This is a genomic window from Mesorhizobium sp. WSM4820 (genome assembly GCF_055811075.1).
The window spans coordinates 60,247-72,645 of sequence record NZ_JBVVQN010000027.1 but is presented as its reverse complement, the minus strand read 5'-3'; the positions used below and the strand labels follow the sequence as shown (position 1 = coordinate 72,645).

Genomic DNA, 12,399 nt, shown 5'->3' with positions numbered 1-12,399 from the left:
TAAGAGGCAAAAATGGATGGTCATACCTACCCTGTTACCCGCACCGATGCCGAATGGCGCGCCCGGCTGACGCCGGAGCAATATGCGGTGATGCGCAACCACGGCACCGAGCGGCCGGGCAGTTGCGCCCTGCTTCACGAGAAGCGCGCCGGCACATTTTCCTGCGCCGGCTGCGACCAGCCCTTGTTCGAATCCAAGCTGAAGTTCGAGAGCGGTACCGGCTGGCCAAGTTTCAACGATCCGGTGCCCGGTTCGGTCGAGACGACCGTCGACCGCAGCTACGGCATGGTTCGCACCGAATGCCACTGCGCCCGCTGCGGCAGCCATCTCGGCCACGTCTTCGAGGACGGCCCGCCGCCGACCGGCCTGCGCTATTGCATCAACGGGGTCGCGCTGAAATTCGAGCCGGCTGCCTGACTGGAATCCAGACGTTGTCAAACAACGGCTTCCGCCGGCCTTTGCCGGCAGCACTGTCCGTCAGATCACCACCACCAGGATCAGCCACAGCACAGCCCCCAGCGTCATCAGCGAAGCCTTGACGCCGCCGGTTTTCTCGGCGGTCCGCCACACCGCAAAAGTCAGGAAGAAATTGTACGGCACCGGTGCGAAATGCACCGCCAGAACGAGAGCGAGCGGCAGCTTCAGCCCGAGCAGGATCAGCGCCAGCACCGACACGGCGATGTTGATCGCCGTGCCGACAAGGACAAGATCGCGCCAGAACAGCCGGTCTAGCGGCGCCGTGCCTTGCCAGCGCGAGCGGAAGAAACCCGCCGCATGGCCTGCCTTGCCGTCTTCGCCTTCGAAAGTCTCTGGCGCACTCATCGACGCGGCTTTCCCTCATTCGACAGCCGCAGAGATTTCCAAAGCAGCAAGCCTGTCAACGCAAATCGATCATCGCCACGCAAGCGTATGATTTGACAAATTGTCATCAAACGGTCGTGAAACCTTTCTACGTGGCCCTTGTTGGCGTTTCGGCAAAGACACCTTGCCGGACTCTGCCGCCCCCATCATCCAGTCGCCTGCCAAGGGAGGTCTTGAGATGAGCGATAATGTCTACAACGTGCTGTTTCTTTGCAACGCCAATTCGGCGCGATCGATCATGGCGGAAGCCATTCTCAGCCGGATCGGTGGCGGCAGGTTCAAGGCGTTTTCCGCCGGTTCGCAACCGGAGGGCGAGGTCAATCCCTACGCACTGCAGCTGCTCGAAAGCCTCGGCTACGATACGAGCTTCGCCCGTTCGAAAGGCTGGGACGAGTTTGCCGAGCCCGACGCGCCGGAAATGAATTTCATCTTCACGCTTTGCGACAGCACCGCGAATGAATCCTGTCCGATCTGGCCGGGTCATCCGATGACCGCGCTCTGGTCGATACCGGACCCAGCCAAGGCAGACGGCACCGAAGCCGAACTGCATCTTGCCTTTGCCGATGCCTATCGCATGCTCAACAACCGCATCTCGCTGTTCACCAATCTGCGGATGGATGCGCTCGACCATCTGGCGCTGCAACAGCATCTCGATCGGATTGGCCGCGACACGGCGAAGCCGAACTAACTCAAGCCACTGCGACGCGAATTCACGAACCGGCTTCGCCACCCTCGCCCAGCACCTCGGCAACGGCGCGCTCGAAACGCGATGCTTCCGTCACCAGCCAGTCGGCCATGGCCGGCCAATTGTCCTCGGCAAAACAGTTCACGCGCCACAGCGAATTGATGCCAAGGCCCTCGCAACTCTGTTCCGGCCTGAGCTTCAACCTGTCTTCGATCGCCGGCTGGAACGGCTTCAACCGCGACCAGGCTTGCGTGGCACCGAACTTCTCGTTGCGGCCGAAGAAAACGCCGACATGGTTCTGCGCCGGCGCGACATACATGGAAAGGACCAATGCGAAGTCGGGCAGCCCGCGCTGCCAGAACCAGGGTCCGCGCCGCGCCATCAGAGGCCTTTCTTCCGGATGCCGTTCCGCGAACAGCGTCCAGAAGCCGCGTTGGCGGAACTCAGAAGCGCGGCGGCCGCCAAAGTCGAATTCGCTCATGGTTCGACCCGTTGCGGGCGCAACCGGCGCCCAGGGCTGTTACCAGCCTTACACCATGCCGAGTGCGGCTTTGTAGAGATCGAGGATGGTTTCCTCCTCTTGCCGCTCAGCCTGATCCTTCTTGCGCAGCCGGATGATCGACCGCATCGCCTTGGTGTCGAAGCCGGTGCCCTTGGCCTCGGCGAACACTTCCTTGATGTCGTCGGCGATCGTCTTCTTCTCTTCCTCGAGCCGCTCGATGCGCTCGATGAAGGCTCGCAGCTGGCCGGCGGCAACAGTCTGGCTGGTCTCGGTGATGTCGTCGGCCATTTTTTCTCCGCGTCGTTTTCCATGCCGCGACTCACGAACCGTCGCGGCGAATTTGCAGCGGTTCGATGCCCGACCGGAGCCGACCGGTCAAGCTGTTATCGATGCGGCATGAAGGGCTGCCGCCAGACACAGACTACTCTGCCCGGGCAACATTTCTGTCTCATCCGAAGGCGATCAGCAGATCCTTGGCGTCGATCTGATCGCCGGCCTTGACCAGCACTTCGGCTATCGTGCCGTCGCGCTCGGCATGCAATGCCGTCTCCATCTTCATCGCCTCGATGGACAAAAGCACGTCGCCGGCCTTGACCGCTTGGCCGGCGGCAACGGCGAGCGCCGAGACGACGCCCGGCATCGGTGCGCCGACATGCGCCTCGTTGCCGGGCTCGGCCTTGCGCCGCGCCTTGGCGGCGGAAGCGCCGTGGGCCCGATCCGGCACTTTGACCCGGCGCGGCTGGCCGTTGAGCTCGAAGAACACGGTGACCATGCCCTTCTCGTCGACATCGCCGATGGCCAGGCAGCGCACCACCAGCGTCTTGCCCTTCTCGATGTCGACAAAGATCTCGTCCTCCGGCTTCATGCCGTAGAAATAGGTCGGCGTCGGCAGCACGCTCACCGGCCCATAGGTTTCCTGCGCTGCGGTAAAGTCGGAGAAGACCTTCGGGTACATCAGCCACGAGGCGAATTCGAATTCGCTGAGCTTGCGCTCGAGCTTGTCTTCGATCTCCTTGCGGCTGGCCTTGAGATTGGCTGCTTTCAGCAGCGAACCGGGCCGCACGGTGATCGGTTTGTCGCCTTTCAGCACCTTCTTCTGCAGTGCCTCCGGCCAGCCGCCCGGCGACTGGCCGAGGTCGCCGCGCAGCATCGACACGACCGAGTCGGGGAAGGCGATATCCCTGGCCGGATTTTCGACATCGGCAACCGTCAGGTCCTGGCTCACCATCATCAGCGCCATGTCGCCGACGACCTTGGACGACGGCGTCACCTTGACGATGTCACCGAACATCAGATTGACGTCGTGATAGGTCTGCGCCACTTCGTGCCAGCGCGTCTCCAGCCCGAGCGAGCGCGCCTGCTCCTTGAGGTTGGTGAACTGCCCACCCGGCATTTCGTGCAGGTAGACTTCCGAGGCCGGCCCCTTCAGGTCGCTTTCGAAGGCAGCATACTGGTTGCGCACCGCCTCCCAGTAGAACGAGATGTTCCTGATCCATTGCGGGTCGAGGCCCGGATCCCGCTCGGTGCCCTTCAGCGCCTCGACGACCGAGCCCAGGCAAGGCTGCGAGGTGTTGCCGGACAGGGCATCCATCGCCGCGTCGATGGCGTCGACACCGCTGTCCACCGCCGCCAACACCGTCGCCGCCGACAGGCCTGACGTGTCGTGCGTGTGAAAGTGGATCGGCAGGTCGGTCGCCTCGCGCAGCGCCTTGAACAGTGCGCGGGCGGCATTCGGCTTCAAGAGCCCGGCCATGTCCTTGACCGCGACGATATGGGCGCCGGCCGCCTGCAACTCCCTGGCCAGCGCGACGTAGTATTTGAGGTCGTACTTGGCTCGGGCCGGGTCGAGTATGTCGCCGGTGTAGCAGATCGCTGCTTCGATCAGCTTGCCTTCGGCGCCGACCGCGTCCATGGCGACGCGCATGTTGTCGACCCAGTTCAAACAGTCGAAGACGCGGAACAGGTCGACGCCGCCGCTTGCTGCCTGTTTGACGAAATGCTGGACGACATTGTCGGGATAATTGGTGTAGCCGACGCCGTTGGCGCCGCGCAAAAGCATCTGCAGCAACAGATTGGGCGCTGCCTCGCGCACCAGCGACAGCCGCTCCCACGGGTCCTCGGTGAGAAAGCGCATGGCGACGTCGAAGGTCGCCCCGCCCCAGCATTCGAGCGACAAAAGCTGCGGCAGCGCGCGTGCATAGGTGCCGGCAATGCCGGCGATGTCATAGGTGCGCACGCGCGTCGCGAGCAGGGACTGGTGTCCGTCGCGCATCGTCGTGTCGGTGACCAGCACTTCTTTGCATGCGCGCATCCAGGCCGCGAATTTCTCCGGCCCAAGCGCGTCGAGCTTCTGCTTGCTGCCATCGGGCACGTTGCCGTTGAGGTAGGGCACCATGGGTGCCGCCGCATCGGCCTTAGGCTGCGGCCGGCCGCGGGTTTCGGGATGGCCGTTGACGCTGACATCGGCCAGGTAGTTGAGCAGCTTGGTCGCGCGATCCTGCCGCTTCACGCTCGCGAACAGTTCCGGTGTCGTATCGATGAATTTGGTCGTATAGGAATTTTCGGCGAAACTCGGGTGATTGATGATCGCCTCGAGGAAGGTGAGGTTGGTCGCCACACCGCGAATACGGAACTCGCGCAGCGCCCGGTTCATGCGGGCGATGGTCTCGGCCGGCGTCGGCGCCCAGGCCGTCACCTTTTCCAGCAGCGGGTCGTAGAAACGGGTGATGACCGCGCCCGAATAAGCGGTGCCGCCATCGAGGCGGATGCCGAAACCGGTGGCGCCGCGATAGGCGGTGATGCGGCCATAGTCGGGGATGAAATTATGTTCGGGATCTTCCGTGGTGATGCGGCACTGCAGCGCGTGGCCGTTGAGCCTGATATCCTTCTGCGCCGGCACGCCCGATTCCGGCGTGCCGATGGCAAAGCCATCGAGGATATGAATCTGCGCCTTGACGATGTCGATGCCGGTCACCTGCTCGGTGACCGTGTGCTCGACCTGGATGCGTGGATTCACCTCGATGAAGTAGAATTTGCCACTGTCGGCATCCTGCAGGAATTCGACCGTGCCGGCGCCGATATAGCTCGTCTCGCGCGCGATCATGAGCGCGTAGCCGCAAAGCTCTTCGCGCTGCGACATTTCGAGATACGGCGCCGGCGCGCGCTCGACCACCTTCTGGTTGCGGCGCTGGATGGAGCAATCGCGCTCGAACAGGTGCACGGCATTGCCGTGTGTGTCGCCCAGCACCTGGACTTCGACATGGCGGGCGCGCTCGATCAGCTTTTCGAGATAGACCTCGTCCTTGCCGAAGGCGGCTTTCGCTTCGCGCTTGCCCTCCGTCACCTCGCGGGCGAGATCGGCTTCCGAGCGGATGGCGCGCATGCCGCGGCCGCCGCCGCCCCACGACGCCTTCAGCATCACCGGATAGCCGATGGTCCTGGCGAGCGCCTTCACCGTCTCGATGTCGTCCGGCAACGGCTCGGTGGCGGGGATTACCGGCACGCCGACCTCGATCGCCAGGTTGCGTGCGGCGACCTTGTTGCCGAGCCTGCGCATCGTATCCGGCTTGGGTCCGATGAAAATAATGCCGGCCTTGGCGCAGGCTTCGGCGAATTCAGGGCTTTCCGACAACAGCCCATAGCCCGGATGGATGGCATCGGCGCCCGAAAGCCTGGCGACGCGGATCACTTCCTCGATCGACAGATAGCTTTCGATCGGCCCCATATCCCTGTTCAGATGCGGCCCGCGGCCGACCTGATAGCTTTCATCCGCCTTGAAGCGGTGCAGCGAGTATTTGTCTTCCTCGGCCCAGATCGCCACGGTTTTGAGGCCGAGCTCGTTGGCCGCGCGGAAGACGCGGATGGCGATTTCGGACCGGTTGGCGACAAGGATCTTCGTGATTGCCAAGGACAAGGCTCCGGACGCTGGCGGGAAGGGAACTGGAGCCATGATTAACGCGAAAATGCTGCAGCGCAAACAAAATCAGGTGAGGTAGTTAAACCGATTAAACCCGAATCTCTGCGTTAGAGCGCCACGCGGACGCGCAAGGCACTCCAACAACGGCTAAAATGCCACAATAAGAAAATGCCCGGCGCGAGGCGCCGGGCATTCCGAAATTGTCGTCGTCGGCAGGCTTACATTTTCTGGACGTAGGTGTATTTGCCGTCGTCGCCCTTCTTCCATTCGTACATGACGTAGCCAGGCAGCGTCGGATCGCCCTTCTCGTCGTAGGAAAGATCGCCCAGCACGGTCTTGAACGGGCCATTGGCCTTGAGAGCCTTGGCAACTTCCATCGGATCGTTCGACTTGGCGGCTGTGGCGGCTCCCACGATCGCCTGCATGGCGGCGTAGGAATAAAGCGTGTAGGCCTCCGGCTCGAAGCCCTGCGCACGGAACTTCTCGACCAGTTCCTTGTTCTCCGGGATCAGACGCGGATCCGGGCCGAACGTGTTCAGCGTGCCCTCGACCGCGTCACCGGCGATTGAGGCCAGTTCGTTCGACACGATGCCGTCGCCGGAAACCAGCGTGGCCTTGAGGCCCTGGTCAGCCACCTGGCGGATGATCAGTCCGGCTTCGGTGTGCAGACCACCCCAGTAGATGATGGAAACGCCGGCTTGTTTCATCTTGGCGATCAACGCCGAGAAGTCCTTGTCGCCGATATTGACGCCTTCATACATGACTTCCGTCACGCCGGCAGCGTTCATCGCCTTCTTGGTCTCGTCGGCAAGGCCCTGACCATAGGTCGTCTTGTCGTGGACGACCGCGATCTTGGCATCCTTGAAGTTCTCCGCGAGATAGGCGCCGGCGATGCTGCCCTGCTGGTCGTCGCGTCCGCAGGTACGGAACGTGTTCCACAGGCCGCGCTCGGTGAACTGCGGGTTGGTCGCGGCCGGGGTGATCTCGAGGATACCGTTCTCCGCGTAGACTTCCGATGCCGGGATCGAAACGCCCGAGTTGAAGTGGCCGACCACGAACTTGACGCCGTCGCCGACGAACTTGTTGGCGACCGAAATGCCCTGCTTCGGATCGGAGACGTCGTCACCGACCGTGAGCTTGACCTGCTCGCCGTTGATGCCGCCGGCCGCATTGATGTCGGCGACAGCCTGTTCGGCGCCCTTCTGCAACTGCGCGCCGAAGGCGGCATTCGGGCCGGTGATCGGACCGGCAACGCCGATCAGGACGTCAGCCCACGCGCTTCCGCTGAACGCGACGAGCGCGGTCAGGGCGACGGCGGACAAAAGTGATTTTCTCATGTAAAACGCTCCCATTTACAGAGTGGGCGTGGATGATGCTTTCATGCGATGCCCACCTTTACTCGCAGAAAGCGTACTTTGCCGATTTTCAGGCACTTGTCACGCCGATTCATCCGCGAAAAGGCGTTAATGATGAACGTCAACCTTTTGGTTTCCAACTCAAAAGCGATGCTCTTTCGTAGAGCCAGCTATACTGTGTCACCATCTGGTTGGTGCGCGTGTATTGATAGCCGATGAAGCCCAATATCATCAGGACGATGGTGTCGACGATGTAGTAGTGCAGCGAAAACATCGTGCCGCCGAACAGCGCGTGATGGATGAACCTTACGGCTATACCGAGGCCGAGCAAATAGGCGAACAATTGGACGACGCTGCGCCATGTCTGGGCGCAGGCCTTGCCCGTCATCCACGCCGCCCAGCCGCCAAGCAGGCAGGTGACGAAGAAGAACTGCCAGACCGAGGGTTCCTCATAGAGAATGCCCTGCATAATGAAGACTCCTGAACTCAGTGATGGCCGCCTTCGAGATAGGCGGCGCGCACGTCCGGATCGGCGAGCAGCTCCTTGCCGGTGCCGCTCATCGTCACGTTGCCGTTGACCATGACATAGCCGCGCGTGGCGAGCTTCAGCGCGCCGAAGGCGTTCTGCTCGACCAGGAACACGGTCAGCCCCTGCGTGCGGTTCAACTCGCGGATGGCGTCGAAGATCTGCTTGACGATCAGCGGCGCCAGGCCCAGCGACGGCTCGTCGAGCAAGAGCAGTTTCGGCCGCGCCATCAGCGCACGTCCGATCGAAAGCATCTGCTGCTCGCCGCCCGACAGCGTGCCGCCGCGCTGGGCAATGCGTTCCTTCAGGCGTGGAAACAGCGTGAACACCTTCTCGACGTCCTCATCGTAGTGCTTGAGGTCGTCGAGGCTGGCGCCCATCTGCAGGTTTTCCATCACCGTCATGCGCGGGAAGATGCGCCGGCCCTCCGGCGACTGGGCGATGCGCATGCGCGCGATCTCATGGGTCGGCAACTGGGTGATGTCGGTGCCGGCGAAGGTGATGGTGCCCGCCCGCGCCCGTGGTGCACCAAAAATGGTCATCATCAGCGTCGACTTGCCGGCGCCATTGGCGCCGATCAGCGCCACGATCTCGCCCTGCTTGACGGTGACATCGACGCCGTTCAGCGCCCTGATGTTGCCGTAATAGGTCTGGACGCCCTTGATGTCGAGCAGCGTTGTGCAGGCCATCATTCATTCCCTCCGCCCCGGTTGGAGTCGCCCGGTGTCTTGGGCTTTGCCGCGGGGGATTTCGCGGCGGAAGGTTCCTCCGTCGGTTTGGCTTCGGCCGGCGATGCGGGCTTTGCCGCCGCGCCCGACCTTGCATCGACCTGCCCGGCTTTCGACGCGCCCTTCGACACCGTGACGCGTTCGCCCTCACTGTGTCCGACCGTTTCGGTCACCGGTCCGGCGAAATACGAGGACGACGAGCCCGGACCGTGCGTCGAATCCGGGCCGGTGTCGAGTTGCTCGATGACGTCTTCGTCACCGACCTCGATCAGCACCGTCTCGACATCCTCGTCTTCGACGCCGAGATAGGCGGCGATGACACGCGGGTCGGTGCGCACCGCATGCGGACTGCCGTCCGAGATCTTGCGCCCGTATTCGAGCACCACGACATGGTCGGAAATCTGCATGACCACCGCCATGTCGTGCTCGATCAGCAGGATCGAGGTGCCGGTGTTGTCCTTGATGTCCATAAGGAGCGCGTTGAGCGCCATTGATTCCTTCGGATTGAGCCCTGCCGCCGGTTCATCGAGGCAGAGCAGTTCCGGACCCGTGCACATCGCCCGCGCGATCTCCAGGCGCCGCTGCGCGCCGTAGGGCAAGTCGCCGGCCGGATCGTCGGCTCGATCGACGAGGTCGGCCTTTTCCAGCCAGTGCTTGGCGAGATCGATCGACTCGGCCGACGCCGTCCGGTAGCCGCTGAAGCCAAACAAGCCGAGGACAGTGTAGCCGGACGCCTTCATCAGCTTGTTGTGCTGCGCCACCAGCAGGTTCTCCAGCAGCGTCATGCCGGAAAACAGGCGGATGTTCTGGAAGGTGCGCGCCACCTTGGCTCGCGCCGGAATCTCATGGTTCGGCAGCCGTTCGAGCAGATAGCTCGAGCCGTCGCGCCGGTTGAGTGTGAGCATGCCCTCAGACGGCTTGTAGAAGCCGGTGATGCAGTTGAACACGGTGGTCTTGCCGGCGCCGTTCGGCCCGATCAGCGCGGTGATCTCGCCGCGCCTGGCCTGGAAGGACAGGTCGCCGATGGCGACCAGACCGCCGAACTTCATCGACAGATGTTCGACCTGCAGGATGGCATCGTTCACGGATGGGCTCGCATCGCTCATCAGCCGTGGCCCTCCTTGGTGAAGGAGCCGGATACAGCCCTGCTCTCCTTGAGAAAGGCTGTCGGTTCACGACTGCCTACGAAGCCGCGCGGCTTCCACAGCATGACGATGACCATGGCCATGCCGAACAGCAGCATGCGGTAGAGTTCCGGCGTGAAGTCGGGACCGAAGACCTGCTTCAGGAAATCGAGTTCGCGCAGCACCTCGGTGCCACCGATCATCACCATGGCAGCGACGGCGATGCCGACCAGCGAACCCATGCCGCCGAGCACGACGATGGCGAGGATGATGGCCGATTCCAGGAAGATGAAGGATTCGGGGCTGACGAAACCTTGCCGCGCGGCGAAGAACGAGCCGGCGAAGCCGCCGAACATGGCGCCGGTGGCAAAGGCGGTGAGCTTGGTGGTGGTGGTGTTGATGCCGAGCGAGCGGCAGGCGATCTCGTCCTCGCGCAGCGCTTCCCAGGCGCGGCCGACGGGCATGCGCCTGAGCCTTATGGTGACGAAGGCGGTGAGCAGGCAGAGCCCGAGGATCAGGTAGTAGAGGAAGATCTTGTAATAGGCGCTCGACGTGGCGATGTCCAAGACCTTGGCGATATAGTTCGGATCCGAGACGTTGAACGACATCAGCCCGAAAAACGTGACCTTGGGAATGCCGGAGATACCGGCCGAGCCGTTGGTAACCTCACGCCAGTTGATCAGCACGAGACGAATGATCTCGCCGAAGGCCAGCGTCACGATCGCCAGGTAGTCGCCGCGCAGGCGCAGCACCGGAAAGCCGAGCAGCACCCCCCAGAAGGCGGCCATGGCGCCGGCGGCAGGCAGCAGGATCCAGAACGACAGGCCGTATTGCGTGCCGAGCAGCGCATAGGCATAGGCGCCGACGGCATAGAAGGCGACATAACCAAGGTCGAGCAGGCCGGCGAGGCCAACGACAATGTTCAGCCCCCAGGCCAGCATGACATAGATCAGGATCTGAATGCCGTAATTGTCGACCCATTTCAGAGAACCCTGGAACCCGGCGGCCACCGATCCTCCATACACAGCAAGCACCAGCACAACGATGATTGGGTAGAGCGCCAGTGCGGTTATGCCCAATGCCGAGAAATGGGCATGGATGAAGGTTCGGAAATAAAACATCACCGAGGCCAGGGCGTAGATGGTCGCCAGCGCTCTCAGGAACCGTGCATAACCGGCCAGGCCGGGGCCCAGCAATCCGTCAAGGGAGCCGGCAAGGAAAACCAGCACGGCCACTATGACGATGGCAGCGATAAAATACGGCAAGCGGAAGAACCGCGCCGCCATGCTCTGCGGCAGCAGGCCGGTGGCGACGTCGACGATCTTCTGATTTGCCAGGAAAGGCTGTCCGTAGGCGACATAGAGAAAACGGCCAGCCATGGTCAGCACGACCACGACTGCAAGAAGCCACCAGCGCTGTACAAGGATCAGCTCGTTGGAGATGTTCTGATCGGTCCTCAGGCCGATGAACAGCACGAACAGGCCGAGCGCGATGGCGCCGGCATAAAGCGCTTCGCGGGTAGCGCGCTGCATGGGAGTGGCGACGATGTCGCGCTCCGGAGACGTGGTGACCGCCATGAACTCAGACCTTTTCGACTTCTGGCCGGCCGAGAATGCCGGAAGGCAGGAAGATCAGCACGATCGCCAGGATGGAAAAGGCCGCGACGTCCTTGTAGTCGATCGAGAAATAAGCCGACCACATGCTTTCGATGAAGCCGATCATAAGCCCGCCGAGCACGGCGCCGGGCAACGAGCCGATGCCGCCGAGCACGGCCGCGGTGAACGCCTTCACGCCGGGCGTGAAACCGTCGGAGAAGGCGATGACGCCATAATACATCAGGAACAGCGTGCCGGCGACGGCGGCAAGGGCCGCACCCATGACGAAGGTGATCGAGATGGTGCGGTCGACGTCGATGCCGAGCAACGCCGCCATCTTGCGGTCCTGCTCGCACGCCCTTTGGGCTCGACCCAGCGAGGTCTTGTTGACCAGGTACCAGAACAGCGCCAGCAGCAGCGCGGTGACGACGACGATGACGATTTGCTTCAGCGACACGCTGACGCCCTCGATATTATAGACCTTGGACACCATCGGCGGGATCGGCTTGTTGCGCGGCCCCTGCGTCACCTGGACGAAGTTCGACAGCGCGATCGACATGCCGATCGCGGTGATCAGCGGCGCCAGCCGGAACGACCCGCGCAACGGCCGGTAGGCCACCTTTTCGATCGTCCAGTTGTACAGGCTGGTCAGCAGCATCGCGACGATCATCATGACCAGCAGCGCGATCACCACCGGCACCGAATAGAACATCGCGCCGAGGATGAGGAAAACGATGAGGGCGGCGAAGGCGCCGACCATGAAGATGTCGCCATGGGCGAAATTGATCATGCCGATGATGCCGTAGACCATCGTGTAGCCGATCGCGATCAGTCCATAGATCGATCCCAGCGTCAGCCCATTGATAAGCTGCTGGACAAAATACTGCATGCTGTCGTGGCTCCCCTGGAATGTCGCCCATGCAGACGCATTCCTTTTCGTATTTCCCCTAGTCGTAAAGTTTCGAGCCCGGATTGCAACGTCATTCTTTAATCGGCATGCGTGATTTTGAAGCACGCAATCGGATTGCCCGTTCTTCCCTTCCCGGCCTCTGGACTATCGCCGACCCTATCATTGGCCTAACGCAATGTCTTTGGCGATTCGTCGTC

Annotated in this window: 11 protein-coding genes and 1 pseudogene; 2 read left to right on the top strand and 10 right to left on the bottom strand. The window is 62.2% G+C overall.

What is annotated here, in order from left to right; translation table 11 throughout:
- Positions 1-12 precede the first annotated feature (12 nt).
- Positions 13-417, top strand: a complete 405-nt coding sequence (msrB, locus tag AC0L2R_RS30615) for a peptide-methionine (R)-S-oxide reductase MsrB (RefSeq protein ID WP_473513321.1) — start codon at positions 13-15, stop codon at positions 415-417.
- A gap of 60 nt (positions 418-477) precedes the next feature.
- Here the strand turns inward: msrB and AC0L2R_RS30610 are convergent, their stop codons facing one another.
- A complete protein-coding gene (locus AC0L2R_RS30610; protein WP_473513319.1) occupies positions 478-822 on the bottom strand; it encodes a hypothetical protein in 345 nt (114 codons plus the stop codon).
- Between the two features lie 217 nt (positions 823-1,039).
- Here AC0L2R_RS30610 and AC0L2R_RS30605 point away from each other — a divergent pair, with 217 nt between their 5' ends.
- Complete coding sequence (locus AC0L2R_RS30605; RefSeq protein WP_473513317.1) at positions 1,040-1,549, top strand: arsenate reductase ArsC; 510 nt, start codon at positions 1,040-1,042, stop codon at positions 1,547-1,549.
- A gap of 22 nt (positions 1,550-1,571) precedes the next feature.
- Here AC0L2R_RS30605 and AC0L2R_RS30600 read toward each other — a convergent pair whose 3' ends face one another.
- From AC0L2R_RS30600 to AC0L2R_RS30560, 9 genes and pseudogenes are all read right to left on the bottom strand, one after another.
- Positions 1,572-2,027 carry a hypothetical protein gene (locus AC0L2R_RS30600; protein ID WP_128181502.1) on the bottom strand — a complete coding sequence of 152 codons (456 nt, stop codon included), beginning with the start codon at positions 2,025-2,027 and terminating at the stop codon, positions 1,572-1,574.
- Between the two features lie 48 nt (positions 2,028-2,075).
- On the bottom strand, positions 2,076-2,336 hold the full coding sequence (locus AC0L2R_RS30595; RefSeq protein WP_023800031.1) for a DUF2312 domain-containing protein: 261 nt from the start codon (positions 2,334-2,336) through the stop codon (positions 2,076-2,078).
- A 160-nt stretch (positions 2,337-2,496) separates the two neighbouring features.
- Complete coding sequence (gene pyc, locus AC0L2R_RS30590; protein ID WP_473513315.1) at positions 2,497-5,955, bottom strand: pyruvate carboxylase; 3,459 nt, start codon at positions 5,953-5,955, stop codon at positions 2,497-2,499.
- Positions 5,956-6,182: 227 nt separating this feature from the next.
- The gene (locus AC0L2R_RS30585; RefSeq protein ID WP_287240313.1) at positions 6,183-7,301 is read right to left on the bottom strand and encodes a branched-chain amino acid ABC transporter substrate-binding protein; all 1,119 of its coding nucleotides are present in this window, start codon (positions 7,299-7,301) and stop codon (positions 6,183-6,185) included.
- A gap of 139 nt (positions 7,302-7,440) precedes the next feature.
- The gene (locus tag AC0L2R_RS30580; RefSeq protein ID WP_027152865.1) at positions 7,441-7,788 is read right to left on the bottom strand and encodes a DUF6867 family protein; all 348 of its coding nucleotides are present in this window, start codon (positions 7,786-7,788) and stop codon (positions 7,441-7,443) included.
- Positions 7,789-7,805: 17 nt separating this feature from the next.
- Complete coding sequence (locus tag AC0L2R_RS30575; protein WP_473513356.1) at positions 7,806-8,534, bottom strand: ABC transporter ATP-binding protein; 729 nt, start codon at positions 8,532-8,534, stop codon at positions 7,806-7,808.
- On the bottom strand, positions 8,534-9,679 hold the full coding sequence (locus tag AC0L2R_RS30570) for an ABC transporter ATP-binding protein (protein WP_473513313.1): 1,146 nt from the start codon (positions 9,677-9,679) through the stop codon (positions 8,534-8,536). The genes AC0L2R_RS30575 and AC0L2R_RS30570 overlap by 1 nt, the downstream gene beginning before the upstream one ends.
- Positions 9,679-11,172: pseudogene (gene livM, locus AC0L2R_RS30565) on the bottom strand (high-affinity branched-chain amino acid ABC transporter permease LivM); the annotation flags it as partial. The pseudogene livM and the gene AC0L2R_RS30570, both read right to left, overlap by 1 nt.
- A 106-nt stretch (positions 11,173-11,278) precedes the next feature.
- Complete coding sequence (locus tag AC0L2R_RS30560) at positions 11,279-12,181, bottom strand: branched-chain amino acid ABC transporter permease (protein ID WP_473513311.1); 903 nt, start codon at positions 12,179-12,181, stop codon at positions 11,279-11,281.
- Between the last annotated feature and the right edge of the window lie 218 nt (positions 12,182-12,399).